Genomic DNA, 26,983 nt, shown 5'->3' with positions numbered 1-26,983 from the left:
TGATAAAAATGTTAACGCTTTCATGATTTTGGTTGAAACTGACTGGTGCAGATGCGAATGCCAAAAGGCAGTTGTTGTAATTTAAAACAATTATAAAGGAGAGAAATAATCATGGTTCGAATGAAAAGAATGAGTTGGAGTATATTGGTTCGAGTTCTCATTTTATGTTTAACTGTCCCTTATATTTTAATGGGTGAATCGGCTGCGAGCGCCCAGGCTGCTAAACCTGACCATTTATTTGCGAATACAGGTCTTGAACTTGACTCAGGGTTGGATTCGTATCAAATTTGGACGGCTCCCAACACGATGAATATATTAAAAAATCAAGCCCCGCTTGACGGCAATAGTATTAATCTGGATATGGCAAAAAGAGAATATGAGAGCGGCCAAGCGTTCGTTACTGCTGGGGAGGGCGGGGCTGAGGTGACGGGGGTGAGCATCTCAGATCTCACTTATGAAAACGCAATCATTTCTTCTCAAAACGTACAAATTTATGTCCAGCATTACGTGAATGTAACCAAAGGCACAACAGGAGCTTTACCAATTGGCTGGTATCCAGATGCGTTGATTCCTCTGGCCTCCTATATGGGACTTAATGGTAAAGTCGATGTGAAGGCAGGAGAGAATCAGGCATTTTGGTTTACTGTCCAAACGGATGCAGGCACACCTTCAGGCGTTTATTCAGGCTCAATTAGCTTAATTGTTAATGGAAAGGAAAATAGAGTCCCAATTAACGTAAAGGTTAGAAACTTTGCGCTTCCAGAGGAAAATCATGCAGAGACCGCATTTACAATCTGGGGCGGAGACATGCTGCTGGCAGGTCACCCTGGAATTACGATTAATACCCCGGAATATTGGGAACTAATGAGGAATTACTATGATCTTATGCTTGACTATCATATTACAGCAATGGATTTACCTATACCGTCTGACAATTACGATAAATTTGTGAAGGATGCCGCACAATATGTAAAGGATCCTCGCGTCTCGGCCTATCGGATTCCTTATGAGGCTTCAGATTTTGATGATGGAAAAGCGGCAAAGCTAGTTAATGATTTGGATAAATCAGGACTTCTTGATAAAGCCTATTATTATCTGGGTAGAGATATTGATGAGCCGACTCCGGCGCTGTATCAGAAAGTCATTGATTTTAGCAATAAGATCAAAGCTATTGACCCGTCATTGCGGCATATTGTAACAAGCGGAATAAAACCAGCTTTAGCTCCGTATGTAAATACGTTTTCCCCACTATTTAGTGAATTTACAACGCAGCAAGATTTGGAAATGGTTAGGGAACATCAATCCAATGGGGGTCATGTATGGTGGTACGGATGTATTGCAAACCAAAATCCTTACCCTACGTACCATATTGACGATAATTTGATCAGCGCGCGATTGTTGTCTTGGATGCAAAAGTCATACGGAATTGAAGGCAATCTGTACTGGGCGGTTAATATTTACAAGAAATATAATGGAATTGAATATGTGAATCGAGATATATGGAATGATCCGGTGTCATTTCAAGGGGCAAATGGTGAAGGCTCGCTGTTATATCCGGGCGATAAATACGGAATTAACGGGGCTATTCCTACATTAAGACTACAAGCTATTCGAGATGGCAATGAAGACTATGAGTATTTATGGCTGCTAGAGCAAAAAGTTAAAGAAGCAGCACAATATTTAAAAGTTGATGTATCTGTAGACGATATCATGAAATTGTATTATGATTCGCTGTTTAAAAATGTAAAATCCTTCACATTAAATCCGAAGGATCTCCAAGATGTACGCAGTGAAGTGGCGGATATGATAGAACAATTGGATCAGAATCCTGCTTCGCTTATTGTAATTGGTAACCCTCTCACTGGAACGATGGAAAAAGAAGTAACGGTTTATGCTGAGATAGGTACAAATGTGACTATTAACGGTACGACAATTTTAGGCACAACTGTTAGCGGAAACAATGTTGCACATAAATATGCTGCGCGTATTCCATCAAAAGTGGGTGTGAATGAGGTTACAATCACACTGAATAAGGATGCTCAGCACGAAGTTATCACTAGACACTTTATTCAGAACTCGAGAACGATGGAACCCATAATGAAAAAGATCGATTTTAATGATTTTGAAGATGAATTGTCGTTGAACGGAATTGTGATGACTGATGGGGCAACTCAAGAAGGCTTGTCGGAGGAACATGCGACTAGCGGTATTAAATCGCTGAAAGTTAAGATTCCCGATATGACGGGTGGATCGTGGCCTGCTATGATTTTGCCTGTAAGCTCGAAAAACAAAGATATTTCAAAGGCTAAAACCTTGGAATTCGACGTGTTTAATGATTCGCAATCTGCCCTGCAGCTTTTTGTTAAGGTTTTTGACAAATCTGGCCATGCCTCTGATCACGCACTAGGTGGAATTACCCCTGGCGCTCACCATATTACTTTTCCTATTTCGGAATTGACAGGTGTTGATAAGAATAATATTTCATCTATTATGGTTTGGACTTACCCGGGCATTTCGGAAATAACATTGTATTTTGATCATTTTTATTTTATAGAGCCCGATGAGGAAGCGATAAAGCAAATGGAGATCAATTATAGTCCGATCTTACCTCATATTGATGGTGTTTTAGATGATGCGATATGGAACGTCAATAAGGAGTTGTCTTACAAATCGGGGGTTACGAATAACGAGGCAAAATATAATCTCCTGTATAATGATCAATACTTGTATGTCGGAGTTAACGTGAAGGATGATCATGTTGTAAATTCGAATGCAGCAAAGCCGTGGGATGATGATTCTGTGGAAATCTATATCGACGGCGACGGCATGAAGGGAGAGTACACCGATCATACCGTAAGATATGTGTTTCGATATCAGGATAATCAGGTATATGCTTATGGCACAAAACATAAAGAAACGGATGGCATTAAACAGCATACGGTTAAAACAGACGATGGGTATTCGTTGGAAGTAGCGATCCCATGGCGTGTAATCGGAGTGACTCCAGGAAGTGAGAATGTCATTGGTTTTAACATCCATGTCAACGATAAGAATGTTAATGATGCTAGTGGCTATGCACAAGGAAAGCTAAGTTTAACGCAAGATACTTCCAAAGATACGGTTTCATCTCTTAGTTGGGAAGACAGAGTGTTTGCGAAAAAAAATGCCAGTTTTACAATCGCTAAAAGCTTGAAAGATGAAATCTTGATCGATGGCAAGCTAAATGAATCGACCTGGGATATAAATTACAACTTAGGGTTCTCTACCTTTGGACAAACAAATAATACGGCAAAAATGGGTTTGAAATGGGATGCGAAATACTTATATGCCGCCTATGATGTGAAAGATGATGTGATTCATGCGCCAAAGGAACGCCCTGTTTGGGAGGAAGACGGCGTGGAGCTTTTTATTGACGGGGATTTCCTACAAGGGCCGCGTACGGGTGATCATGCACCCCATTATTTGTTCAGATTTGGAGACGATACGGTATACTTGGAAGGTTTTCCGAGCGAATTAACAAAAGGGATTATTCAAAAATCCGTAAAAACGGATACAGGATACAGCGTGGAAATGGCGATACCTTGGGAAACGATTGGCATCACAGCAGCAGAAAATCAATGGATTGGCCTTACCGCCCATATCAATGATAACGATAATCCAGACATTGGCGTACTCGGTTTGACAGAGGATGGTATTATGGATGGGGCAAATACAGCGAATTATTTGGCATTTCAGCTTGTGGGCCCTCCTAAGTTAGAGCAGCCAAAAAGCATTTCGTTAGATCAACCGGAAGTCATGCTCGCGGTAGGAGAAAGTGTGAAATTAAATGCTACTGTACTACCAAAGAACGCCTATGATAAAAATGTGACATGGACTGTAATGAATCAATCTTCCGATAACGTGGTTAAAGTAAGTGCGGACGGTGTGGTTACTGCTGAAAATTTGGGTACTGCTGTGATCAGAGCTTCCACGATTTCAGAAAATGTTTATGCAGAAAGTCATATTACGGTCAATAGGCTTCAGGAAGTGACCGTGGATGAAGTTCGTCTCGATCACACAAAAGGAATATTGAAAGTGGGGGATACGATGCAGCTGAATGCGATCGTACTTCCAGAGGATGCCAGTAATAAAACGGTCATTTGGTCCGTATATGGCGAACAGCCGGTGGGTGTGGCCCAAATTACGGCGACTGGATTGGTTTCTGCAAAAGCTCCAGGAACTGCTGTGCTTCGCGCCACCAGCAAGGTGGATGCAACGAAATTTGCCGAATTCAACTTGACTGTAAAAGCAATCGATATACCTGGTGTTCCTGGTGGTTCTGGCAATGGATCAGCTGGGGGTATACGACCAGATGTTCTTAAAGTGGAGAACGGTACGATTACAGTGAACACTAAAGTTGACGGTGATGGATTGACTGCGACAGCCGAAGTGAACATAGAAGCTTTAGAGAAAGCATGGAAGAGTACCCATGTGGATAGCTCGGGGCTGGCAGTGATTCAAATTGAAGTCAAGGGAGAGCAAGGTGAAAAAAGGACGGAAATTTCAGTTCCTGCAGAGGCCATTACCAAACTTAACTCTAAGCAGAAAATCGAACTTATTACACAACGCGCACGTATGACATTGTCTTCTAATTTCTTTCAAGAAAAGGCAGCAACGAATGCCAAGATCGTTACCTTTGTCATAGGAGATGCAGATGCAGGCAAAATGAAATGGCCTCAGCATCTGATCGATCAAATCGGCGATCATCCAGCAATCAATTTCACAACAAAAATAGATGGCAAAGAATACGCTTGGAGCCATCCAAATACACATGTTGAAATTGAAATACCTTATGTGCCATCAGCAAAGGAAGCCGAAAAGCCGAATCATATCGTCATATGGTCCATTAATGAGGCAGGCGAAGCGGTTGTGGTTTCCAATGGAAAATACGATCCAACGACAAAAAGCGTACGCTTTAAAGTAAACCATTTCGGTTCGTTTGTCGTTATGTTTGTCAATAAGACCTTTTCCGATCTTGGAAACCACACATGGGCTAAGGCAGCGATCGAAGCATTGGCGGCAAGAGAAGTCATCCAAGGGATTGGGATCGATACATTTGGACCGGCACAGAATATTACACGAGCAGATTTTGTCACGATGTTAGTCAGAGCTTTGGATTTAAAAGGAGTCTTAAATGTGAACGGGGCTGTACAAGATAATAAAAATTTCAATGATGTATTTGGCAGCGATTATTATTACGAGGCGATAGGAATGGCTAAGCAACTGAACATCATTTCAGGAACAGGCAACGGTAGCTTTAATCCAAAAAGTGAAATTTCCCGTCAAGAAATGTTCACCATCGCAGCCCGTGCACTAACGAAGCTCGAAAAATTACAAACAAAAGGGAACATGGAACAGTTATCTAGCTTCATTGATCATGGCAGCGTTGCCGAATATGCTGTCGACAGCATAGCAGGGTTGATTCAAGAAGGGTTGATTGAAGGTGAGGGCAACTCTCTTCATCCCAAAGCGAATGCAACTAGGGCAGAAGTTGCTGTATTTATGGAAAGACTGTTAAACCGCATCTATTAGTTAAGAATCATAATTTGGGCTGTCCCAAAAGTCGTAAAGCAGCGACTAAGGGACAGCTTGTTTTATTTTTGGAAAGAGGGACCTGCTGATAAGGTTCTCCTTCCGTTTTTCTATTTAGAGGAACGGTTAGTTTGGCGTGACTGAGGCGTACCTAGAAGCTCAGGCAGTGTTACAATGGTGTACCCTTTACTCCGGAGCAGCTGAATGAGCTTAGGCAATGCTGCGATCGTCCCATTTAACTCTTGGCCTTTTCCGCCGCCGGCATGCTGTAGGATAATAGATCCCGGCTGAAGCGTCCGCTTAATATTGATTAGAATCCGATTGCTATCTAGTCCCCGCCAATCGGCAGAATCCACATCCCAATTGACAACGATATATCCATTTTGTTTAAGCCACTCGACTTGCTTTGGTAATATTTCACCATAAGGCGGACGAATCATCTTCGGGCTATAACCAGCTAAAGGTCTAATAATGCGTTCTGTCTTCATGATCTGCTGCTGAAAAGCTGTCATGCTCAGACGAGAAAATAGCGCATGGTTATATGAATGATTGCCAATGATATGTCCTTCTCTTTGCATGCGCCGTACGATATCTGGATGACGGGCTGCTCGCGAGCCAACTACGAAGAACGTCGCTCTAACCTTGTAACGAGCAAGAATTTCTAGCACCTGTGGTGTAAAACGAGGGTCAGGCACATCATCAAAGGTGAGAGCTACCTTCCTTTGGTTACGAGGGCCACCCATAACAAATATACCTGGGAACTGAGTCTGTAGGTTCACCCAAGAGTTGGACTGCTTGCGGCTGCGGCTCCTTTTCTGACGTTTCTTCTTCTTCTGCTTTGCCGTAAAGGAAGGCTCTGAATCGAGGCTGTCGGCATGAGAAGATAGCTTATGGCCGGATGGTTCTACCTTTCCATCAGCAACAGCAGCATGGGGTGAGATAGAGAGGAGGCTCCAAGCGAGAAGTAATAAAATGGTTTGTCGCAGCCTTCGATTCGATAACATCAAGATTCCCTCCATTTCGCCTCGCTGCATGTTCGTTACTGATTTACGCTTCGTGTCTTCATTGTTCCCTGACTGATCGGTAACATGCATCATTAGCAAGAAGAATAAGCTTTACTTCTGATGAGTAAAACACGTAACATAGGAATAAATAACCTTATAAAGGAGTACATAGATGCCAACAATCGACATGCCTTTATCACAATTGCAAGCGTATTCAGGAATTAATCCGCGGCCGACTGACTTTGATGAATATTGGGAGCGAGCTCTCCAAGAGATGCGGGAAACAGATTCACAAGTTGAGCTTATTCCGAGCGCATTTCAAACGTCAACCGTGGAATGCTTAGACCTTTATTTTACCGGTGTGAGGGGCGCTCGCATTCATGCCAAATATGCCCGTCCTCGTGATTCCAAACAGCTGCAGCCTGCGGTCTTGAGATTCCATGGTTATTCTGGGAATGCTGGCGATTGGAATGATCTTCTTGGGTTTGTTGCCCTTGGTTTTTCTGTATTTGCCTTAGATTGCCGAGGTCAGGGAGGCTACTCCGAGGATATTGGAGGCGTGAAAGGCAATACGTTAAATGGTCATATTATTCGTGGGCTGGAAGGTCACCCTGATCATCTGTTATTCAGGCATATCTTCCTCGACACGGCTCAACTGGCTTCAATTGCATTAACAATGCCTGGAATTGATCCTGAGCAGCTGTATGCCACAGGTTGGTCTCAGGGTGGCGCTTTGACCCTAGCATGTGCGGCGCTTGAACCGAGGGTTCGTAAGCTAGCACCGGTATATCCTTTTCTAAGTGACTATCGCCGGGTTTGGGAGATGGATTTGGCGAAGGATGCCTATGCGGAGCTGCGTACTTATTTCCGTTTTTTTGACCCGCAGCATGAGCGCGAGGATGAAATTTTCACAACACTTGGCTATATCGATATTCAACATTTGGCCGCTCGAATAAAGGGAGAGGTCTTGCTTGGAGTTGGGCTAATGGATACCGTCTGCCCGCCTTCTACCCAGTACGCCGCCTACAATAAGATCACATCCATCAAGCGAACGGAAATTTATCCGGACTATGGGCATGAAGGACTACCAGGCTTAAATGATAAAATCTTTCAATTTTTCTTAGGCAACTATTAAGTTTCATAACGTATAAGGGAGGAACTTTACATGCTTCAATTTGAGAAGAATGACAAGCTTGTTTTTATCGGTGATTCCATCACGGATTGCAATAGAGCTAGACCTGTAGGAGAAGGCTTATTCGATGCGATAGGTAAAGGGTATGTAGGACTAGTTGAGGCTTTGTTAACATCAACTTACCCTGAGCTTGGCATTCGTGTCGTAAACATGGGGACAAGCGGACATCGTGTACGTGACCTCAAGGAACGTTGGCAAACCGATGTTATCGATCTGAAGCCGGACTGGCTTGCTATTATGATAGGTACGAATGATATTTGGCGGCAGTACGATGTTCCAACGATGACAGAGAATCATGTCTACATCGAAGAATATGAAGCAACGCTTGAGGAACTCATTCTCCAAACAATCCTTCAATCCAAACCAAAATTGAAGGGCCTTGTCCTAATGACACCCTTCTTCATCGAGCCTAATAAAGCGGATCGTATGAGAGCGACAATGGATCAATATGGCGAGGTAGTGAAGCGATTAGCAGCTAAGCATGGCGCCATTCTTGTTGATACGCAAGCTGCATTTGATAAAGTATTGAAGCATCTGTACTCCGCTACCTTAGCTTGGGATCGTGTTCATCCAACGCAAGCGGGACATGCTATTATTGCGCGCTCATTTCTTAAGTCCGTTGGCTTTGACTATACGAAGGATCCTGAATAGCCGCAACAAAACAAGTACAAGCAAACAACCCCCAAGCCATAAGGCGTGAGGGTTGTTTGCTTGTTGCTTATGTAAGCTAAACTTTGAAGATCGAAATGGTCCGTTGTAACTGCATAACAATCTGCTGCATTTTCTCTGTCTCCGAAACGACAGCTTGAACGGAACTAATCTGTTCGTTCATCGAAGCAGATACTTGCTCCGTACCAGCAGCGGATTCCTGCGTAATTGCTGATATACTCTGAATGGCACCAGAGATTTTACGAGAACTCTCCAGCATTTGATCGCTTTCATTGGAGAACTGAGCGATTTGACTTGTAATAAATTCTACACTAGCGACGAGCTCGCTAAAGATATGCTCTGATTCACGAATCATCTTCGTCTGCAGCTGAACAACCTCTTCATTGACTTGAATATTCTGAATCGCTTGCTGCACACCTTGATTGATGCTGCGAACAAGGGTAAATACCTCTTTTGTGGAGGAGGTTGATTCTTCTGCTAGCTTACGCACCTCTTGTGCAACGACCGCGAAGCCCCGACCATGCTCACCGGCTCTTGCTGCTTCGATCGAAGCATTCAAGGAGAGAAGGTTTGTTTGCTCGGCCAAGTCAGAGATCGTACGTGTAATGGCTGAGATTCCTTCTGCTTTACGTGCCAAATCCTCAATCGTTGCAGCAACGTTGGAAGTAGCTTCAATATTGCGCTGCATACCTGCTGACTGACTCTCGACCGCATGGCGACCTTTCTCAACAAGCGAGAGTGTCTGCTCAGAGCGCTCATTCATTTCCTTCGTAGCAGTTGCATAGGATTCTACCTTATCTTCGATTTCACGAATGGACTCAGCCATATCCCCAACATCCTCTGAGATCTGGTTAGCTCCCGTAGCAAGCTCTCCTGCTGAGAGAGCGACCTGCTCCATTACCTGCTTGAGATCGTTATTCTTGTCGTAAATGCTGCGGCTGGTGTCATTGACGATCCGAGCGATATTACCAGTTTCCTTCAGAATATCTCTAAGTTTGTCTATCATGCTGTTGAAGGAGTGACCTAATTCACCAAGTGATGCAGAAGAAGATACATCAACCTTGTGCGTGAAATCACCTTTTGCAATGCTGAAAGCGATTGATGACATATCATCAATTGAAGATGTAAGCGCTGTCTCAATGACTCGGACGAGGGGGAATGTAACTACTGCTGCAAGAACAATAATAACGATACCTAGTCCAAGACTGCTTCCCGTAATAAGCAAGCCAAGCAATAAAGCAATTGAAAAAATGGTAACGATGGAATAACAGCCAACGAGCAGCTTATTTCGAATCGATAATGAATTATACCATTGCATGATGGAAGGCTCCCCTTTTTATGGAATAATCTTATTATATCATCGCCTTTACATTTGTCTACAATCGTCTAATGCAATCGATTCAAGTCGAAAGACCGATGTGAATATGGCATACAATGTCGAATGGACTATATTTCTGTAAGGTTTTTGTAAAATAAGTGTTGAATGAACGAAAACATTGTCATATAATGGGCCTTACGGAGGATATTGATATTACTTCATGAAAAATAGAATATTGGAGGGGTTTGGTTGTGAATTTGGATGCGATGCCGTTAGCTCGTCAAGTGGATTATGTCTTTAAGCAATTGGAAGAAGAGCTTTTGCACACTACAGCTGGAACCGTCATCATACAAGTTCGCAACAACGTGGTTGGCAAGTTTGGGGTTCGGCATAATCCAATCGAGAGTAAGAATGGTCAAATTGGACAAGCAGAGCAGGGAATGACACCGCAGCAGGTGCAGGCGTTCCGTCAAATGGCGATAGATTCTATTAAGCTTAAACGTAGTTGGACGCACGGCGAGATTCTATATGATTTCTCCGTCCGTACTGGAACGGGTGCTTGGTCAGCCAGCATCTCCTTCGAGTCTAATTATAATTTAGCGAATGGAATGTTCCGCTATCAACCAAAATACGCACAGCAAGCGCTTAAAGATACGCCCTAATAATAATAAATCGCAACAAAAAATGCTGCCTACTATGCTGGGCAGCATTTTTATGTAGATGGAGCAATTTTAGCGAGAAGACTTGCCTGCAAGCTGTTGCTCTGCGATTTGAACTAATTTGCGTGTAATGTATCCGCCAAGTGCCCCCGCATCGCGAGTAGCCATATAACCATAATAGCCATCTTGGGGAATTTGAATGCCTAGTTCCTGCGCCACTTCGTATTTCATTTGATCAAGCGCTGCATTAGCTTGTGGGACGACCAGCGAATTACTGCTTCGGTTAGATGCCATCGTAATCACCTCCTTGTGTACCCTTAGTATGGTTGAATTGGAACCATTTATGCGGGAGGGTTTGCACAAAAATGAGGTAATTAATTCCATTGGAGAGCGCCTAACAGCAAATCAAGAGGTGGGTTATAAATCAAAATCATAGTCCGGATATACGTAAGGCGAATCCGGAGCTTCAATGATCTGGAGATGCTGCGCGTCCAGTACGGAGATTTTCTTCCCATCGAAGGTACTCTCATTGAGAATCCCGCTTACCTTGACCCAAGCATCATCCTTGAAGGCCGCAGCATGAGGGAAGTTAATAACGATACCATAAGGAACAGAGTCAGCCGAGCAGCAATTCATCACGAATCGACTTACGACAAATTGATTGTTGCTCATTCCCTCCTCGCGAAAAACAAATCCGCTGATTTCTACGGTTTTACCAATAAAGTTGCTGCGATACAAATCAATTGTTGTGAGCGTCTCGACATAATCCTTCTCAGGAATGCGGATGGTAGCTTGCTGGTATAGCTGCCGGCCTAATTTAGCGTTAGCCTTAGTCGATTCATCGAATGGGAATAAAGCCTTCCATTCCGCCTCGGTTTGTGGCTGCTTCGAAGCGGGTGACATCGAGGCAATTGGCATCAGTGACTCAGGGCCAGAAAGATGGATCCCTTTTTTTGAGACGATATTATTGCCAAGCATGCCATCTGGAAGCAGGAAGCCAAGCGCAATCGGGAGGATGAATAATCCATAGATGAGCGTGTTCTTCGTTACGGAGGAAGAAGGCTCATGATTGCAATCACAATTTATTATGTCTTTACCTTTCCAGGTTTGAAAGGCGGTATACACCTGATAAATGGCGGTCGCATAAAGTCCCATAGCGGAGAGTTTTACATAAATGACCATACGCGGAGCAATGTATAAGGTTAGACTGTCTGTACGAACAAGGTAGATAATATACATAGCAAAGCCGCTTAGTATGGCAGCACGTAAAAGTTGATGAAACAAACGTCTGCGGTCTGCAGAAGACAACATCATGTATATTCTCCTTTCTATAAGAGAGGGATCGTGGAGATGGTGAAGTTAGGTGTGGAAAACGAGCTTCTCCGCAATAATTGAACCGCAGAGAATAGCAACAAACAAGAAGAGAATGATGGCAATAACCACTTTCGTACGGAAGGAGGCCAGCAACATCAGCATACTCTTCATATCAACCATCGGCCCGAAAACCAGGAAGGCTAAGAGCGCGCCTGGACCAAAAATGCCATTAAAGGAAGAAGCTACAAAAGCATCCGATGTGGAACAAAGTGATAATGCAAAAGCAAATCCCATCATGAACATATTAGAAATGACAGGCTCACTGCTAATCGTTGCCAACAAGCTGCGGTCAAGCAGGGTTTGCACAACGGCAGTGATAAAGGAGCCCATAATCAAATATTTTCCGATATCAAAAAATTCATCTGAAGCATGCGATAATGTGGCTACAATACGTCCCCGGAATCCCGTCCCATGGCTGTTATGCGTATGTCCGTAGCTATCCAGATCAGTTAGATCCTTGTTATTCGCTGCAGCTAGAGATAAGGCGTCCAGCTTAAGCGGACTTTTCTTCATGAATCGATATAGGACAAGACCAAGAGCGATACAGACTGCCAATGCCAGTCCCATGCGGGTATAGGCCATTACGGGCTGCGAACGGAAAGCCGTAAAGGTGGAAGTGAAGACGACAGGATTAATAATCGGTCCTGCAAAAATAAACACGATACCTATATAAGCGGGCATGCCTTTGCGAATGAGCCTTCTTACCACTGGAATCATGCCGCATTCACATAGGGGAAGCAATAACCCAAGTAAGCTTCCGAACAGCACCCCGATAATGGGGTTCTTAGGCGTGATTCTGGCGATTGTTGCGTCCGAGACGAATACCTGCAGAATCGCTGAGACGAATACACCAAGAAGAATGAAAGGAAAAGCTTCTAATATAATGCTTATAAACAAGATCTTGAAGGATTGCACCGAGGGGTTGCTAACGATCATATCTGTCATTCCGCCCATATTGAGAATTTGGGCTAACATAATCAAACATCCAGCGGCCAACAATGGCATGCCGAGACGATATATGAAGTTCAATCTGAAGACTCCTCTCCGTAACCAGCAACCAATAAACGCTGGATTTGCTTCCTACTCTATGATATGCGCTTTTGATATTCGGCAGGACAACCATTTCCAACAATTTTAAGAAGCTTCTAAGAAGAAACGCTCCCCAACGCTTCCCTACTTAATCCGGACGAACTGTCATCTTGAAATTCACATGTATGTTTTTATGCTGTCTTTGTGGCACGAGAGTCGATTTTCTTCAAAAAACATTTATTCAGAAAAGCATTGCCAACGCTTCAGAAAAAGGGTACAATCTCAACTGTGACAATATGATAATGATTCTCATTATTAATATTAATTATTATTTAAAATATAGATGTAACGGGGAGAGAAGATAATGTCTCGGGGAAATAAAAGACGGAAAAAGGGTTATGCTTTGGCTGCGGCAGCACTTGCTTGTTCTGTAGCAGTGACCGGCTGTACCAGTAATGTACATGTGAAAGTAAAGGATTATAATTTCGATACGGCAGGTAATATGTTCGCTTACGCGGAATTCGAATTGTCCGGAGAGCCGCTTGCTGAATCTCTTGGGCTTGATCTAGATGTTCTGGACGCTGCAAAGATAGATTCACCTACAGCCTTTGACTATATCGCTGGAATCGAATCCTACGAGTATTCTGAGGAAGGAATGTATGAGGTCGTTGAGAAATCCGGCATGGGGCTTCACCTTGTGAATGGGCCTGCTATGCTCGAAGAAGCTAAGAAGTCTGGCAAAACGGCCAATGAAGTTCTAGCATCACGTTTCTTGAAGATGGCAGAGAGTGTAGGGCAGCCTGCAGACCAAATTCAACAAAATATGTATCCAACTTTCATTGAATATGTATCAGGTGATCCGCATTATTCGCAGAAGATAGATACGGCCAAGTACGCAGATGGTAAGAATGGTACTTATATTCCTAATTTTCAAGTCAATTTCAGCTCGCTTCGTTGGAACCGCGATAAAATGACCAAGCAGCTCGTTCCTTCTGCTTACGGAGCAACCATGCTCAAGCAATCGCTTTGGGCAGGAGACTTCCTAGGGAATCTACATAACACCGAATCAGATGAGGAAGTCGATGCTTCAACTGCAAAGAGTGGCCCTGAGGCGGATCAAGGTCTCCGACTTGGCGTTAGCTCAGTCGATGGCATGCAGGGTATGATCCTTACAGAGGAAGTATGGAACAAGCTGCTCTACGTCCGTGATAACTTATTCTACAATCCGTCTTCCAAAACGATCGGCTCGCTGTCAGCAGCTGGAAGCGGCGCTTACCTGCCGCATGCAATCGACGTTGAAGAGAGCAGCGATGCTAACTATGCCAATGCTAAGAGCTTAAAGGTAAACGATGGCAAGAGCAGCCTTCAGGATCAATGGCTGATGCTTTGGCCGACCTCTGAATTCTTCGGTATGACGGATCAACGTACGGACAATCCCAACCGCAACCCGGCGTTCGCCCGTGTCTTCGATGGTGATCCGTTCCCAGCTGCACCAGCCGTGAACGTTGATAGCGACCCGACTAATGATATCGCATCGAATGATCCCTACACAGTCACGCGTGATGTACTGTTATCTGTATTTAATAACATCAAGGATCGTCATTGGAATGATAAAGTTGGTGCCTTCGTCACGGAAGCGGATGGCGATAAGCAGGGCACTCAAGTAGATACTTTCCAAGCAGGCTATACCATTGAGGCGCTGCGTATGTTCGAACGCGCAATCGATGGCTTGCCAGTAGGTTATGCAAGCGGCGATGCTGCTCAAGGGTTGAAGACAGAGCTCGGTAAACAAGCCAAAGAGATGATCGCGAAGCAGGCCGATTTCATTATTAACTCTCTTTTGACCAAAGATGGGCTAGCGGTTAGCGGTTATGATGTTGATAAAGGAAAAGCGACAGAGGATACGACGCTGATGGCACAAATTGGCGCAATTCGCGGGTTAACGTCAGCTTTCTTATTGACTGAAGATGAGAAGTATCGTGATGCAGCGCGTAAAGTCTACGCAGCCATGGATAGCAAGTTATGGGACGACAGTATTAAAGCGTACAAAACGAATGGCGATAATGCTTCCTATGATGCTTTCACTGCGGGTGGCGTATCATCCGTTCTGCGTATGGCGCTGCAGCATTTGAAGAATACGAGCAGTGACAGTGATGCTCCCAAATCACTCGAGCAGAGTGCAATTCAAGCAAGGTACGTCAGCTTCTACCGCCAAGTTATAAACGGACCGACTCTTGACGAAGGTATGCAGGCTAGTGAGTTCTGGGATACGGGCGACTTCTACAAAGAAGGCGATAACTCTGGTAATACCGACGGTGACACCGTGCCACAAATCCAGAAAGGACATGGTGAGAATGGGATTGCTCCAGTACTTCTTCCAGTCACAATTGAAAAATAAAACTTCGCTTGCTTTTAAGCTGGCGGCGGGTGCATTTGCGCTCGCCGTTTTGGCTTTAATGGCAGGCTGCTCTCTCACGGATGAGAAAGCCCCGCAAGGACCTCAATCTGGGAGCAGCATTATTATCAACCCAGACGGGGATACCCTCTACGTAGCTAATGGAGACACGAATAGCGTTTCTATAATCGATGCGAAGAGTCGTAAAGTTCTCAAAGAAATAGCAGTTGGGAAAGAACCGCGAGAGCTATCCTTATCAAATGATGGCAAGACCCTCTATGTTACATGCCGCTATGCGGACAGCGTAGAATGGGTAGACATTAAGGCTGGTAAGGTGCTGGGTACGGTGAAAACAGGAATTGAGCCTTTTGGCATTGTAAGCAGTCCGGGTGGGGAGCGACTCTATGTAACTAATTATCGCTCTGGCACGGTGACTGTCATCGATGCAGAGAAACGCACCATTATCAAGCAATTGGATGCGGGGACTAATCCTAGAGCCATTGCTATCTCAGCAGATGGAGCCAGTCTGTATGTATCGGATTATTTAAACACGGATACGCTTGTTTTTGACACGGTGTCGCTTCGGAAGACGACTTCCACTAAGCTGGCTCCATCGCCTGATTTACCGGACCGTAAGAAGAGCCAAGGAACCCCAAATACCGTTGAACAGCTGCGGCTGACACCCGACGGCAGCAATATTTGGGAAGCCCATCTTCTAACGAATACGGATACCCCTATTCAATTTGAGGAAGTTATCTTTCCGGCCTTATCTATTCTTGATGTGAAAACGACTAAGGAGAAATTAAACGCTCGCAAAGAGCTGTTTGCCTCTATTGATGTGAAGGATAAATTGGGCAAGACAACCATCGTCTCGAACCCAACGGATATTGTTTTCTCACCTGATGGGACCAAAGCTTATTCCCTTATGGGGGGGAGCGAGGATTTATTGACGTTCGATTTGGCACGCGGTGGACGGGCAAGTCAAATTATTCGACATCTGCCAGGTGACTTTCCAATTGGGATGGTCATGTCTCCAGCTGGCGATACGCTGTATATTCATAACCTCAGCTCACATGACTTGACGGTTGTGAATCTTCCTAGTGAGAGCGAAGGCGGTCAGGCGAAGGTAGAGGGGAAACCGATTGCTCTCATCGCGAAAGATCGATTAACGCCTGAGCAGAGACTAGGTAAGACGATCTTTTATAGTGCGAATACAGAAGACTTTCCAATTACCGGGAATAACTGGATGAGCTGTGTTTCTTGTCATTCCGATGGAGAAGTCGATACCTTGACACTCACTACTTCGAGAGGTCCTCGTAACATTCCAAGCAATGTACTGGCATTAGAGACAGGATTGTTCATGTGGGATGGAAGCCGGGATGACTTTGTTGACTATATTCATACGATCCAAGGTGAAATGGGCGGCATGTCGGATGTTGATCCGGGTAAACCAATGCCAGCAGATAAGCAGAAGATATTCGATGCCTTGGAAGCCTATATGAAGATGCCTGATGCTTTCCCAGTGCCGGAGAGTCCTTATCGAACAGCGGATGGTCAATTAACACCTGAAGCGGAGCAAGGCAAAATCCTCTTCGAAGGTAAAGCCCAATGTATTACCTGCCATGCGACGGATGTGATGACTGACAGCGTCAAGGCTGTCGATAGTCAAGGTAAGCTGACAACGGATAATACAGACTATCTGCATGACGTAGGAACGGTCAGCAAGACCGATACCGATTACGGCGGCGATGCACGTGGAGCATTCGCTAACAAGCGAGCTCGCGGCTTTTATGACACACCAACGCTGCGAGGCATATACGCAACAGCACCTTACCTTCATGACGGTAGCGCAGCTACGCTTGAAGACGTCTTAGCCCGTGCTGGTGACAAGCATGGTAAAACCAGCAGCCTAAGCGCCAAAGAACTAAGCAATCTAGTCGCTTATCTCAAACAGATCCAATAATAAGGCGTTCCACCTTGACATATCCCCCTCTAGGAGTATAATCGATCTAAATACAAGGATGGGAACAAGTAAGCGCAGACGTACGCTTCAGAGAGCCGGTGGTAGGTGCAAACCGGTGCAGATGTCTGAGACCGAATGGATCCCGGAGTTGAGACGAGGAAAGCGGCCATAGCACCGCAAGTATATGTCTACGTGTCGTTCCGCGTTAGGGAATGTGAAGGTTCGTTATTTAAGTCGGTGATTTGGTTTTGCCGCATAACGAACGAATTAGGGTGGCACCACGGTCCTTCGTCCCTTATATGACGAAGGGCCTTTTTTGCGTTCAAAAATGTCGGCTGGAATGAAATCAAACAATCAAACAAATGAAATTAGGAGGCAGCGCTATGCCACGCGTATTATCAGGTATTCAACCAAGCGGTCAATTGACGCTAGGCAACTACATCGGTGCTATTCAAAATTTCGTTAAGCTGCAGGAAACCCATGAGTGCTATTTCATGGTTGTAGATCTTCATGCGATTACTGTACCACAGGATCCAGCTGCGCTTAGGGAACAAACAGAAGCAGTAGCGGCACTCTTCATTGCTTCGGGTATCGACCCAGCCAAAGCAAGTATCTTCGTTCAATCCCATGTTACTGCGCATGCGGAGCTAGGCTGGTTGTTAACGACGCTGGCTTATATGGGCGAGCTGGAACGAATGACACAATTCAAAGATAAGTCTTCGGGCAAAGATTCTGTAGGAGCAGGACTCTTCGTATATCCAGCTCTTATGGCTGCTGACATCCTGCTCTATAATGCGGATCTCGTACCGGTAGGAGACGATCAGAAACAGCATTTGGAGCTGACTCGTGATATCGCACAGCGCTTTAATTCGCGTTTTGGCGATTATTTTACAGTACCGGAGCCTTATATTCCGAAGGTTGGAGCGCGTATCATGTCGCTCGATGATGGAACGAAGAAGATGAGTAAGAGTAATCCTAATCCAGCCAGCTATATTGCGCTGCTTGATCCGCCGGATGTTATTCGCAAGAAGATTAGCCGGGCAACGACGGACTCTGGTCGCGATGTGATTTTCAATCCGGCTGAGAAGCCGGAGGTGAGCAACCTGATGAGCATTTATGCGCATTGTGCAGGTTTGACGCTTGATGAGGTCTCAGCTCGCTATGAGGGCCAAGGGTACGGGGCATTCAAGAAGGATCTTGCGGAGCATGTTGTCGCCACACTTGAGCCGCTTCAGACCAAATATCATGAAATCCGCAGCTCAGGGGAAATCCATGCTATCCTTAAGCAAGGTGCTGAGCAAGTATCAGAGGTAGCTAATAAAACGCTGCTTGAAGTCAAGGAACGGATGGGTTTCTTGCTTCCTCGCTAGAGAAGGGTAGACAAAAAGAACGGCACATGCGCTTCAAGCATGTGCCGTTCTTTTTGAATATCAGAGGACGGCGTAAGCCGTTTCTTCTTACGCTAGAAACTATTCTTGTTGTCGTCTTCTCATTCTCGCTTTCACGATGAAACCCCCGCCGATACTGCATAGAGTCAGCAGCAAGAACAAGGCGGCAACCCAGCCATTATAACTGATGGAGATAGCTGTTGCGCTCATAAGGAGGACGGAAAGAATCGCAAAAAACAGGGACATGGACTTCGTCATGATGTCATTCTCCTTATCTCAAATAAATTTCATAATCTTAAGCATATTCTTTTCATAAACGTATCATAATAAGCTTGCAAGCTTGCATTACATCATCGTCTTCGGGACGAAAGGAGAAATTCCACATGGCAGGACAATCTCGCAGCAGCAACACACTAGTAGTACCACAAGCAAGTGCAGCACTTAGCCAATTAAAATATGAGGCGGCTCAAGAGCTAGGAATTCAAATTCCGGCAGATGGCTACTACGGTAACTTTGCCACTCGCGATGCTGGCTCACTTGGTGGCTACATTACGCGTAAACTCGTTCAAATCGCTGAACAACAACTGTCCGGTCAATCCCAGTTCCGCTAAGTCGTCGTCACTATAAACCAAAGCAATACAAGCAAGAGCTCAAGGTCATCCTTGAGCTCTTCACTATGTTTAAGGGAAGTCTACCTATAAATAAGTAAAGGGCCCCTTCTATTGTGCAAGAAGGGGTCCTACTCCGTCAATACGTATTCATGCGCAGACGTTTCTGTAAACGGTCTTCACTTAGCCAACCGACATAAGAGCCTAAAGTCTTATAATCACTGTCCATCAAGAGTACTCCGACAAATGGATACTGCTTCCGATGGCGATAGCGAACGTCAGACCAGCGAACCTCGTACCCCCAGCTATGCTCTTTTACTTCAGCACAAGCTGTTGAGGTGAAGTATAAAAAGGCTTGGATGGAGGGATCGTTCCTGGATTGATCAATTGCAGGATGCTCCTGACATTTGGCCCTATCGATCCACCGCAGCTTGCCTTGTCTAAAATCACCGATCAGGAAGCTGCCGTCCGCATTCCTCCTCACGACATTCCAATCGTAAAGGGATATCGTGGGTATGATGATATAACGAACCCCTTCATGGTAATCCGTATCTAAGCGTTGAATGCGATGACTTAGCATGCGATGAGCGATGGTCCGCCAAATATAATAGGCAGCTAGCACTCCATAAAGGAGAGGGAAAATTAAGGTTGGCTCACCTAGCTGTAAGGCCCATAGCAGAATGGCAATAACGTGAGTGATAAAAATAACAGGATCGAAGATATGGATGATGTTCCATGAAATCCACTTTTCCGTAAAAGGTCTCATCGCTTGTGTCCCATAAGTGTTGAACAAATCTACAAAGACGTGAAGAACTACTGCTAGCAGCACCCAGCCGCCAATATGCAGCCAAGGTAAATGAAAGCCAAAGCCCGATTGAATCAGAAAAGTAATTAAAATCGTCCAAATCGCGATAGCAGGTATAGAATGCGAAGCCCCGCGGTGATTGCGAATATAAACGGCATTACTCTTTAATCGCAATAAGCCATCTAAGTCCGGCGCTTGTGATCCAACCACTGTACCGATCAGTACCGCCGCATAAAGAGAGTGGTCGGAAGCGATGACAGGGTCAATGGAAGCCAAGCCTGCAAGTCCGAGTCCCATCACCAAATGCGTTCCGCTGTCCATGTGTGAGTACCTCCTAGTCATAAACTTTGTTGTACATGGGGTAGTGTATACTCTTATATGTACGCTTTAGTATTTTCTGAATCTTGGGCATTTATAACGAAGGAGCAAATTTTATGTATATCTGTTTTGTAGAATACCACATTAACGAGGAATTTGTAGCATTATATCGCAATTGGATCGCTGAGAAAATGGCAGCTGGTCCCGTATTTAAGCTTTATGAGGGAACAGACCAACCTCATTTGTTCGTTGAGGTCTGGGAAGCTCAGGGCGAAGCCTCCGCAACGGCAATAAAAGAAGAACGCTGCAGTGAGCGTTCTTCTTGGCGCCAAATGGCAGCTTGGGTCCCCGGCGGAGCGCCCAAAATTCATGCATGGACTTTTCGTCCGATTACCTTCCAAGCATAGCAGCGCCTGAACCTGTGGTAATCATCGGTGGTGTAGATACGGGTGTCATGTTCGTAATCGTTGTACCTTGGAAGGTGTAAGAGTAATTAATCGGTCCTTCAAACGTAACGTAATCCAGATTAAGGGTCAGGAGTAAGTAGCGCATACCGGTAGCTGGATCACTGATGATGATATGATCGCGCCCAGCTGCTTCAATAATGCCGCGAAAAATCTTTGCATTCCATTCGCGGTTATTCTCATAAGTCATGTAGAAGGTTGCCATTTTACCGCGATTCATCCGTAAAATATTCTCAATATATGATTCTTCAACAGCCGGGACTGTAACGATGGTTCCGCCAGAAGGTGTTACAAAGGAGCCGCTTGGTACCATTGGTGGACCTGCTTGTGCGCCAGCTGTGGAGGTGGGCTGCATAGGCATTTGCATAGGCATTTGCATGGGTGCTTGAGCAGGCATTGTAGCAGGCATTTGCATAGGTGCTTGAGCAGGCAGTGTAGTAGGTGTTTGAGGGAAAGGAAAACCGCCGTAACCTGGGTAGCCTCCTGTACTAGCTGGACTTACCGCATTATTGAAGCCATAACCGTTCGACATGATATGAATTCCTCGCTTTCATTAGTTGACCAATCCACAAAAAATGATGCAATGCTGAAGAGAGACTAAGCTTTAATAAACGTTCGGGCAATCACTTTGAAAGGGTGCGTAGAAGCAATGCGCCTTATATTTACCAATGAATTGTTGATCCCACCATGTTGGCGGACAGCTTCCCGCCGGCCGGAAGTACCACAGAGAATTGGAAGCAGGACGCTGCCGTTCACCATTGATCACACGTGGTGCGTATGTTTTTGAAATCAATGCAGTTTCCACGGATTAGATTTGATGCCGACATTTCCCACCATCAGCATGCCAAGATCGCCTTCACCCTCTGCCTCCGCACGCAGTAGTCTGGCAAGTATTTTAACATCTGCGGAAGTTGCTTTTACGACTGCCATCTCTGAACAACCACTCCCTTTCGCTTCCGTATAGGCCAATAACCACATGACAGTGTATTTAAATAGAGGCAAAAGTGTTCCTTTTCTTATGAAATAGTTATTTATATGTTCATCGTTCCGCCTATAATGCCGTGTCAAATTAATGAACAAAAAGAGCGAACATTGTCAACAGCTTGTTTTTTCGGTATGATTAAGAACGATTTTAAAACATAGAAGATGGGTCAATTTTGCCCATACGGGATCGGAACGGGGAGGCTGGCTGTGCTTAAAGATTACGTGGCCCTGACAAAACCTGGCATCATACGACTTAATGCGTTTGCGGCATTCGGGGGATTTTGGGTCGCTTCCAAATGGCATATTGATTTGTTGCTGCTTGTCTACATGTTGATCGGCTCTGCGCTTACGATGGCATCCGCTTGCGTCATTAACAATTATTGGGATCGCGAACTAGATAAAAAGATGGAACGTACGAAGAATCGTGCATTGCCGACGAATCGTATGAAACCGACGGGTGTCCTTATTTATGGAATCGTGCTTGGTGTCATCGGCATTACCATGCTTTTCGTTCTAGTAAACAAGCCTTCAGGTTGGCTTGGTTTGCTCGGGATGTTCGTCTATATCGTGGTGTATACGATGTGGCTCAAGCGTACTTCGACTTGGAGCACCTCCATCGGCGGGGTATCAGGGGCGATGCCTCCTGTTATCGGCTATTGCGCTGTTACAGGACATGTTGATGCGGGAGCTTGGATATTGTTCGCGCTCTTGTTTCTTTGGCAGCCGGCGCATTTCTGGTCGCTTGCGATTAGACGTGTGGAGGAATATCGCGCAGCGGGCTATCCACTTCTGCCGGTAGTTAAAGGAATAGGACGTACGAAGCTTCAGATGATACCGTATATCCTACTGCTGATCCCGACAGGGATTTTGATGTTTACTTATGATTATGTAGGCTACTTCTTTCTCGTTATTTCTTTGATTGGCGGCGTTCTATGGCTGGTTCATACTCTTATGGGCTTGAAGGCTAAGGACGATGACAAGTGGGCGAAAACCAACTTCATCATCTCGATTAATTATTTGATGGTTGTCTTCTTCGTCATGGTGCTGGACACCAATGGGATTGGCTAGTTGTCTTTCAGGAGGGACCGAATGATGGGATTTGCACGAAAACACGGATTCAAAATTGCTGTGCTCGCTTTGTGCGCGGCGATGGGCATTTATTTGTTAATGACCTACTCGAAAAGCGATACCCCAAAGCTGGATAAGCTTAAATCAGCGCCGAACTTCGAGCTGACCGATTTGGGTGGTAACAAGGTTACGCTTGATGATTCGAAGGGGAAAGTTAGAGTTATCTATTTCTTCTATGCGAATTGTCCGGACATTTGTCCGCCAACTACTTATCTGATGACGCAAGTGCAGGATCAGCTGAAGAAGGAAGGAACCTTTGGCAAGGATGTCGAGTTCATGTCCATTACCTTTGATCCTAAGCGTGATTCTCTCGCGGCTATGAGTAAGTTTGCGGGGAAATTCGATGTCGATACGAGCGGGTGGAAGTTCCTTCGCGAGGATAGTGAAGAAGCAACAAAGAAGCTTATGAATAATTTTGGTCTTGATCTCATAAAAGATGAGAAGACAGGGCTTTTCAGCCACACAGATACCATTACGATCGTGGATCGTGAAGGTGAGATACGCAAGTATATGACAGGCTCCATTCAAGATACGAAAGCCGACGACATTGTGAAAGTCGTTGACACATTAGTGAATGAGTAGGTAGGCCGCCAATGACAATTTTTTGGTCAATCTTATTGAACAACGTACTCCCGCTGTCGGTTATGATCGCCATAGGCATCACACTGCAGCGGGCTTTTTCTTTGGACATCAAGACGCTGTCCAAACTTAATTTTTATTTATTTTCTCCAGCTGTTATTTTTCGATTGTTGTATACGACGGAATTATCGCTTCAGATTGTTGGCAAGGTACTGTTATTTTTTGTCCTATTCATGGCCTTACTATTCGGCGCTGTCGAGGCTGTTATTCGTATCCGCCGCTACAAAGCTGGCATGAAAGCAACAATGCGTAACAGCGTATTGTTTTATAACAGTGCGAATTATGGGATTCCACTAAATCAACTGGCTTTTGCAGCTAATCCATTCACGTTATCTGTTCAGCTCATTATCATGGTCATGCAGTCGCTCTTACCGAATACTTATGGGATTTATAGTGTCAATGCCCATCAAAGCAGTGGGAAAGAAGTACTGCGTAAGATAGCGACTCAGCCAGTTATTTATGCGATTCCTCTTGCTCTTCTCCTGCGTGGCTTCCATTTACCGCTTCCTGTTTTCTTGGCTACACCAGTAGATTATGTAGCGAATGCTTTCTTCGGTACCGCGCTCATTACGCTTGGCGTTCAGCTAGGCAGCATGAGCTGGTCGGTGCGCAGCTTCATGCTGACGGATGTAGCGCTCTCCACTGGACTGAGGTTGATCGCAGGACCCTTGCTTGCAGCATTCGTTGTGTGGGGCATCGATCTGGCAATGGGAATGGACAGCATGATGGCGAAGGCATTAATTGTGTCCTCTGCTGTCCCGACATCACTGTCTAGTGTTCTGTTAGCGGTTGAGTTCGACAATGAACCCGAGTTTGCTTCACAGACCGTCTTGATTTCAACGATCCTAAGTATGATAACGGTCACGGTAGTGATTTACTTCTTACATATTTAAACCCTTTTGAATAAGCAATCATTAAAATTGATCTTCTTTCTTCCATGGAGCGGGATCTTGAGGTGGGTACATGATGTACGCCTCGAGACCTGCTTTTTCTAATTGTTCGATTAAATACACTTCAGGTGTTTTCTCTACGCCAGAGTAGCCCTTACGTGTATGAATGTGATCGGCATCAGGGAAGGCATCTCTGAGCATGCCGCGTATTCGTTTGCCGGATGAATCATTGTCGGTAAATAAATAGGGATGCTTGTCCCCAACCTCTCCGCGCAGCTTCTCAAGCCTATCGGTGCTAGGTGTTCCATACGTACAATAAATGGGAACATCATCAGAAAGTACGCGGCGGAGTCGGCTTCGGTCGTTTTTGCCTTCTACAATAATTGCGATTCTCACAAGCGGTCACCTCCCTCTTACGCCTATTGTAAACGAATGACCGTTCAAACGAAAAGACGGCCTGCTGGGTAGCAAGCCGCCATTGGCGAATGGGTATTAACAGAAACAACCACCTATAACAATAACAAGCAGGATAAAAAGAACAAGAATAACGCCAGCTGAAGTAAAACCGTGTCCGAAGCCACGACGTTCGCTTTCAATGAGTGTAGACATTATGAAGTCACCCCTCTTCCGCCTTTCATTGAGGACAAATACTAGTTTAAATGCTGAATGGCAGCCCTGCCATAATGTATCCTATGCCTTAGGTAAATGATGGCCCTGTGTTTTCACCCAGTTCGGGAAAAATGGGCATTGGAGCCACCTGTCTTGCGTATGGAGTAAAAAGGGAGAATGGAAACGGCAAGCATTAAGACAACAAAAGCGATGTAATAGGGTGATATCACATTACGGAGCTGACCAGCGAGCATAGGCCCCATAAAGGCACCAATTGAGAAGGCAATGGATAGAATCGAGAAGGTTCGGCCATATCTTGTTCCCCCGCTAAGCTCAATAAGGAGTGAGGAAAGAGCGGGAAAGATCACCCCTTTTGCCATACCAAGTAGTAAGAGCATCATAAAAAAGGGAGCCGGGACACCCGACGCGATAGCAAAGTAAGTGAGAGCCAGCATAAAGGCGCCCCATAAGGAACGCAGGAAGGGCGACATACGGTTTAAGAAAAGCATACTTAGCGTAATCAGCGCGCCGAAGCTGACCACAGAGAAGAGAAGGCCAGTCTGCATCATGCCGTCTTTGGTTGTTGACATGAGAGGCAGCTCAAAGGATAGGATGCCTTGTGCGCAGCTCATGGCGATGGGCAGCGTGTAGACCAGCCAAGGAACATGGGTGTGACCAGAAGCTTCATTGGATTCGGCTAAGGGAGCGGTAGGGTGTGAATGGGAGCCAGAGCTTATTGTCTTGGCACGAGCCCGTGCAGCATAAACAGTTTCTCGAATAAAGAATAGCGCACAGACAGCAGTGACAATTAATATCCAGCCAAGCACGTAGAAGGCTGTAGTGAAACCAATCTGGGCGACCAAATAAGCCCCGGCAGCCGGAGAAACTACAGAAGCTACCGTATGGACAAGTCCATTGCCCGCCATTAGCTTCCCTTGCTGCACTCGATCCGTTGTGAGCTTTGCAAGCAGGGACATACAAGCGGGAGAGAGGAAAGCGAGTACGAATCCACTGATGGAGCGCAGCGTTAGCAGCTGCCAAGGGTCCGTTACTTTAGATTGCAAGAGAAGGATAACACCAGCTGCAGCTAGACTGAAAACGATAAAGAGACGACTGCCGAAGCGATCAACGCCATAGCCGGCGATAAGGTTACCAGGTAGATGCGTGATCGAATAAAGCCCCATCATGAGTCCGATAAACGAGGGAGCAGCCCCAAGTGATATGGCGAAAGGGGTTAAGATGGGATATTGAGCATGCAGGTCAAAAAAAGCGATGAACAGAAACAGATACAACCATATTGCGGTCTTCATTTATAACCCTCCTAAGGAAGCATATGGATTGAACAGTATGTTACTACTTGTACGCTTGGATAAGCAGGGTTATGTCTCAATCAGTCTAGGTTTACGCTAATAGGTGCATAGGGTATAATATTTTGTATTCAGGCTTTTCAACGGGTATAATGGAGGAGATTATCGGATGAGCTTTGATTTCAATTATGACATGGATACTTGGGTACAGTTTTTTAAGGACAAATGGCTTTTTCTCATCATTGCGCTGATCGTGCTTTTCATTGTCATGCGCATCGTCAAGACTGTTGTCAAATGGTTGGTTGTGCTAGTTATTCTTGCTGGTGTGATCGTTTATAGTGGCTACTCACTTGAGGATTTGAAGTCTATTGGCTCTACCATCGGCACGAAAGTTGCGGAAAGCGTCAAGCAAGAGGCGATTACTGCTATGGCTGGTGAAGCTAAGGATGCGAAATATACCTCAAATGGCAATGGTACCTTCACCATTACAACTAAGAATCTCGAGCTTGTCGGTGCCCCAGGCGATAAGGAAGTAAAGGTGTCGTTCCGTGGGACATCACTTGGCACATGGAAGATCGATGACACCATTCAGCTTTTAATTGATCAGGCAAAGAAGAACGTCTAATGAAGCCATTACACAAATAGGCTAGTTGCTAGGTTGGGAGGCTT

24 protein-coding genes, 1 pseudogene and 1 other annotated feature are annotated in these 26,983 nt (G+C 45.2%); of the genes and pseudogenes, 13 read left to right on the top strand and 12 right to left on the bottom strand.

Annotated features, from left to right (window positions below; translation table 11 throughout):
* Nucleotides 1-111 precede the first annotated feature (111 nt).
* Entirely contained in the window at nucleotides 112-5,571 is a 5,460-nt protein-coding gene (locus EKN16_RS15040) for a sugar-binding protein (protein ID WP_125658628.1), read from the top strand.
* Nucleotides 5,572-5,681: 110 nt separating this feature from the next.
* Here the strand turns inward: EKN16_RS15040 and EKN16_RS15035 are convergent, their stop codons facing one another.
* Complete coding sequence (locus EKN16_RS15035) at nucleotides 5,682-6,668, bottom strand: polysaccharide deacetylase family protein (RefSeq protein ID WP_232016440.1); 987 nt, start codon at nucleotides 6,666-6,668, stop codon at nucleotides 5,682-5,684.
* Nucleotides 6,669-6,747: 79 nt separating this feature from the next.
* Between EKN16_RS15035 and EKN16_RS15030 the strand changes: the two genes are divergently transcribed.
* Entirely contained in the window at nucleotides 6,748-7,710 is a 963-nt protein-coding gene (locus EKN16_RS15030) for an alpha/beta fold hydrolase (RefSeq protein WP_125658625.1), read from the top strand.
* A gap of 30 nt (nucleotides 7,711-7,740) precedes the next feature.
* Nucleotides 7,741-8,418 (top strand): SGNH/GDSL hydrolase family protein, encoded by a 678-nt coding sequence (locus EKN16_RS15025; RefSeq protein ID WP_125658622.1) that lies wholly within the window; start codon nucleotides 7,741-7,743, stop codon nucleotides 8,416-8,418.
* Nucleotides 8,419-8,494: 76 nt separating this feature from the next.
* Here EKN16_RS15025 and EKN16_RS15020 read toward each other — a convergent pair whose 3' ends face one another.
* On the bottom strand, nucleotides 8,495-9,754 hold the full coding sequence (locus EKN16_RS15020) for a methyl-accepting chemotaxis protein (RefSeq protein WP_125658619.1): 1,260 nt from the start codon (nucleotides 9,752-9,754) through the stop codon (nucleotides 8,495-8,497).
* 251 nt (nucleotides 9,755-10,005) lie between these two features.
* On the opposite strand from EKN16_RS15020, the gene EKN16_RS15015 reads away from it, so the two are divergent.
* Entirely contained in the window at nucleotides 10,006-10,416 is a 411-nt protein-coding gene (locus EKN16_RS15015) for an O-methyltransferase (protein ID WP_232016438.1), read from the top strand.
* 69 nt (nucleotides 10,417-10,485) lie between these two features.
* On the opposite strand, the gene EKN16_RS15010 is transcribed toward EKN16_RS15015, so the two are convergent.
* From EKN16_RS15010 to EKN16_RS15000, 3 genes are all read right to left on the bottom strand, one after another.
* Nucleotides 10,486-10,707 carry an alpha/beta-type small acid-soluble spore protein gene (locus EKN16_RS15010; RefSeq protein ID WP_125658616.1) on the bottom strand — a complete coding sequence of 74 codons (222 nt, stop codon included), beginning with the start codon at nucleotides 10,705-10,707 and terminating at the stop codon, nucleotides 10,486-10,488.
* Between the two features lie 123 nt (nucleotides 10,708-10,830).
* On the bottom strand, nucleotides 10,831-11,727 hold the full coding sequence (locus tag EKN16_RS15005) for a TIGR03943 family putative permease subunit (protein ID WP_125658613.1): 897 nt from the start codon (nucleotides 11,725-11,727) through the stop codon (nucleotides 10,831-10,833).
* 45 nt (nucleotides 11,728-11,772) lie between these two features.
* Nucleotides 11,773-12,816 (bottom strand): permease, encoded by a 1,044-nt coding sequence (locus EKN16_RS15000; RefSeq protein WP_232016436.1) that lies wholly within the window; start codon nucleotides 12,814-12,816, stop codon nucleotides 11,773-11,775.
* Nucleotides 12,817-13,180: 364 nt separating this feature from the next.
* Between EKN16_RS15000 and EKN16_RS14995 the strand changes: the two genes are divergently transcribed.
* The 3 genes from EKN16_RS14995 to trpS all read left to right on the top strand — a co-directional run bounded on the left by EKN16_RS14995 (nucleotide 13,181) and on the right by trpS (nucleotide 18,544).
* Nucleotides 13,181-15,214, top strand: coding sequence for a hypothetical protein (locus EKN16_RS14995; protein WP_125658609.1), 2,034 nt, complete (start codon nucleotides 13,181-13,183; stop codon nucleotides 15,212-15,214).
* Nucleotides 15,204-17,174 carry a beta-propeller fold lactonase family protein gene (locus EKN16_RS14990; protein WP_232016434.1) on the top strand — a complete coding sequence of 657 codons (1,971 nt, stop codon included), beginning with the start codon at nucleotides 15,204-15,206 and terminating at the stop codon, nucleotides 17,172-17,174. The genes EKN16_RS14995 and EKN16_RS14990 overlap by 11 nt, the downstream gene beginning before the upstream one ends.
* A 46-nt stretch (nucleotides 17,175-17,220) precedes the next feature.
* Nucleotides 17,221-17,473 (top strand) — a binding site (T-box leader).
* An 84-nt stretch (nucleotides 17,474-17,557) separates the two neighbouring features.
* Entirely contained in the window at nucleotides 17,558-18,544 is a 987-nt protein-coding gene (gene trpS, locus EKN16_RS14985) for a tryptophan--tRNA ligase (RefSeq protein WP_125658603.1), read from the top strand.
* Nucleotides 18,545-18,643: 99 nt separating this feature from the next.
* On the opposite strand, the gene EKN16_RS32240 is transcribed toward trpS, so the two are convergent.
* Nucleotides 18,644-18,820: a DUF5325 family protein gene (locus EKN16_RS32240; RefSeq protein WP_164522803.1), complete on the bottom strand. Its 177-nt coding sequence runs from the start codon at nucleotides 18,818-18,820 to the stop codon at nucleotides 18,644-18,646.
* A 125-nt stretch (nucleotides 18,821-18,945) separates the two neighbouring features.
* Here EKN16_RS32240 and EKN16_RS14980 point away from each other — a divergent pair, with 125 nt between their 5' ends.
* A complete protein-coding gene (locus EKN16_RS14980) occupies nucleotides 18,946-19,173 on the top strand; it encodes an alpha/beta-type small acid-soluble spore protein (RefSeq protein ID WP_125658600.1) in 228 nt (75 codons plus the stop codon).
* Nucleotides 19,174-19,309: 136 nt separating this feature from the next.
* Here EKN16_RS14980 and EKN16_RS14975 read toward each other — a convergent pair whose 3' ends face one another.
* Complete coding sequence (locus EKN16_RS14975) at nucleotides 19,310-20,296, bottom strand: metal-dependent hydrolase (RefSeq protein WP_125658597.1); 987 nt, start codon at nucleotides 20,294-20,296, stop codon at nucleotides 19,310-19,312.
* A 113-nt stretch (nucleotides 20,297-20,409) separates the two neighbouring features.
* Here EKN16_RS14975 and EKN16_RS14970 point away from each other — a divergent pair, with 113 nt between their 5' ends.
* Nucleotides 20,410-20,700, top strand: a complete 291-nt coding sequence (locus tag EKN16_RS14970; protein ID WP_125658594.1) for a hypothetical protein — start codon at nucleotides 20,410-20,412, stop codon at nucleotides 20,698-20,700.
* Here the strand turns inward: EKN16_RS14970 and gerQ are convergent.
* Together gerQ and EKN16_RS14960 are read right to left on the bottom strand one after the other, a co-directional pair.
* Nucleotides 20,684-21,289 (bottom strand): spore coat protein GerQ, encoded by a 606-nt coding sequence (gene gerQ / locus EKN16_RS14965; RefSeq protein WP_125658591.1) that lies wholly within the window; start codon nucleotides 21,287-21,289, stop codon nucleotides 20,684-20,686. The two genes, EKN16_RS14970 and gerQ, sit on opposite strands and share 17 nt — an antisense overlap.
* Before the next feature lie 72 nt (nucleotides 21,290-21,361).
* Nucleotides 21,362-21,687 (bottom strand): annotated as a pseudogene (locus EKN16_RS14960) (cell wall hydrolase).
* Nucleotides 21,688-21,948: 261 nt separating this feature from the next.
* On the opposite strand from EKN16_RS14960, the gene cyoE reads away from it, so the two are divergent.
* Genes cyoE through EKN16_RS14945 form a run of 3 tightly spaced genes read left to right on the top strand, consistent with a single transcriptional unit; the run spans nucleotide 21,949 to nucleotide 24,401 of the window.
* Nucleotides 21,949-22,809, top strand: coding sequence for a heme o synthase (gene cyoE, locus EKN16_RS14955; RefSeq protein WP_125658588.1), 861 nt, complete (start codon nucleotides 21,949-21,951; stop codon nucleotides 22,807-22,809).
* A 21-nt stretch (nucleotides 22,810-22,830) separates the two neighbouring features.
* A complete protein-coding gene (locus EKN16_RS14950) occupies nucleotides 22,831-23,451 on the top strand; it encodes an SCO family protein (protein WP_125658585.1) in 621 nt (206 codons plus the stop codon).
* 11 nt (nucleotides 23,452-23,462) lie between these two features.
* Entirely contained in the window at nucleotides 23,463-24,401 is a 939-nt protein-coding gene (locus EKN16_RS14945) for an AEC family transporter (protein ID WP_125658582.1), read from the top strand.
* A gap of 21 nt (nucleotides 24,402-24,422) precedes the next feature.
* Here EKN16_RS14945 and EKN16_RS14940 read toward each other — a convergent pair whose 3' ends face one another.
* From EKN16_RS14940 to EKN16_RS14930, 3 genes are all read right to left on the bottom strand, one after another.
* Nucleotides 24,423-24,794, bottom strand: a complete 372-nt coding sequence (locus tag EKN16_RS14940; protein ID WP_125658579.1) for a DNA primase — start codon at nucleotides 24,792-24,794, stop codon at nucleotides 24,423-24,425.
* 96 nt (nucleotides 24,795-24,890) lie between these two features.
* Complete coding sequence (locus tag EKN16_RS33040) at nucleotides 24,891-25,007, bottom strand: dihydroorotate dehydrogenase (protein ID WP_125658576.1); 117 nt, start codon at nucleotides 25,005-25,007, stop codon at nucleotides 24,891-24,893.
* A 113-nt stretch (nucleotides 25,008-25,120) separates the two neighbouring features.
* Complete coding sequence (locus EKN16_RS14930) at nucleotides 25,121-26,317, bottom strand: MFS transporter (RefSeq protein WP_125658573.1); 1,197 nt, start codon at nucleotides 26,315-26,317, stop codon at nucleotides 25,121-25,123.
* Between the two features lie 166 nt (nucleotides 26,318-26,483).
* On the opposite strand from EKN16_RS14930, the gene EKN16_RS14925 reads away from it, so the two are divergent.
* Nucleotides 26,484-26,939 carry a hypothetical protein gene (locus EKN16_RS14925; RefSeq protein ID WP_125658570.1) on the top strand — a complete coding sequence of 152 codons (456 nt, stop codon included), beginning with the start codon at nucleotides 26,484-26,486 and terminating at the stop codon, nucleotides 26,937-26,939.
* The last annotated feature ends 44 nt before the right edge of the window (nucleotides 26,940-26,983 follow it).

Origin of the sequence: Paenibacillus baekrokdamisoli (assembly GCF_003945345.1) — a bacterium.
Lineage (GTDB): Bacteria > Bacillota > Bacilli > Paenibacillales > Paenibacillaceae > Paenibacillus_Z > Paenibacillus_Z baekrokdamisoli.
This window is presented reverse-complemented; position numbering and strand designations above follow the sequence as displayed.

What these genes read in the sequence shown, in the direction of transcription:
- EKN16_RS15030 (WP_125658625.1), top strand. Translation starts at nt 6,748, where the DNA reads ATGCCAACAATCGACATGCCTTTATCACAATTGCAAGCGTATTCAGGA.
- EKN16_RS14925 (WP_125658570.1), top strand. Translation starts at nt 26,484, where the DNA reads ATGAGCTTTGATTTCAATTATGACATGGATACTTGGGTACAGTTTTTT.
- trpS (WP_125658603.1), top strand. Translation starts at nt 17,558, where the DNA reads ATGCCACGCGTATTATCAGGTATTCAACCAAGCGGTCAATTGACGCTA.
- EKN16_RS15005 (WP_125658613.1), bottom strand. Translation starts at nt 11,727, where the DNA reads ATGATGTTGTCTTCTGCAGACCGCAGACGTTTGTTTCATCAACTTTTA.
- EKN16_RS14975 (WP_125658597.1), bottom strand. Translation starts at nt 20,296, where the DNA reads ATGGACAGCGGAACGCATTTGGTGATGGGACTCGGACTTGCAGGCTTG.
- EKN16_RS14950 (WP_125658585.1), top strand. Translation starts at nt 22,831, where the DNA reads ATGATGGGATTTGCACGAAAACACGGATTCAAAATTGCTGTGCTCGCT.
- gerQ (WP_125658591.1), bottom strand. Translation starts at nt 21,289, where the DNA reads ATGTCGAACGGTTATGGCTTCAATAATGCGGTAAGTCCAGCTAGTACA.
- EKN16_RS15040 (WP_125658628.1), top strand. Translation starts at nt 112, where the DNA reads ATGGTTCGAATGAAAAGAATGAGTTGGAGTATATTGGTTCGAGTTCTC.
- EKN16_RS14945 (WP_125658582.1), top strand. Translation starts at nt 23,463, where the DNA reads ATGACAATTTTTTGGTCAATCTTATTGAACAACGTACTCCCGCTGTCG.
- EKN16_RS15035 (WP_232016440.1), bottom strand. Translation starts at nt 6,668, where the DNA reads ATGATGCATGTTACCGATCAGTCAGGGAACAATGAAGACACGAAGCGT.
- EKN16_RS14995 (WP_125658609.1), top strand. Translation starts at nt 13,181, where the DNA reads ATGTCTCGGGGAAATAAAAGACGGAAAAAGGGTTATGCTTTGGCTGCG.
- EKN16_RS14970 (WP_125658594.1), top strand. Translation starts at nt 20,410, where the DNA reads ATGTATATCTGTTTTGTAGAATACCACATTAACGAGGAATTTGTAGCA.
- EKN16_RS15020 (WP_125658619.1), bottom strand. Translation starts at nt 9,754, where the DNA reads ATGCAATGGTATAATTCATTATCGATTCGAAATAAGCTGCTCGTTGGC.
- EKN16_RS33040 (WP_125658576.1), bottom strand. Translation starts at nt 25,007, where the DNA reads ATGTCTACACTCATTGAAAGCGAACGTCGTGGCTTCGGACACGGTTTT.
- EKN16_RS32240 (WP_164522803.1), bottom strand. Translation starts at nt 18,820, where the DNA reads ATGACGAAGTCCATGTCCCTGTTTTTTGCGATTCTTTCCGTCCTCCTT.
- EKN16_RS15010 (WP_125658616.1), bottom strand. Translation starts at nt 10,707, where the DNA reads ATGGCATCTAACCGAAGCAGTAATTCGCTGGTCGTCCCACAAGCTAAT.
- EKN16_RS15025 (WP_125658622.1), top strand. Translation starts at nt 7,741, where the DNA reads ATGCTTCAATTTGAGAAGAATGACAAGCTTGTTTTTATCGGTGATTCC.
- EKN16_RS14930 (WP_125658573.1), bottom strand. Translation starts at nt 26,317, where the DNA reads ATGAAGACCGCAATATGGTTGTATCTGTTTCTGTTCATCGCTTTTTTT.
- EKN16_RS14980 (WP_125658600.1), top strand. Translation starts at nt 18,946, where the DNA reads ATGGCAGGACAATCTCGCAGCAGCAACACACTAGTAGTACCACAAGCA.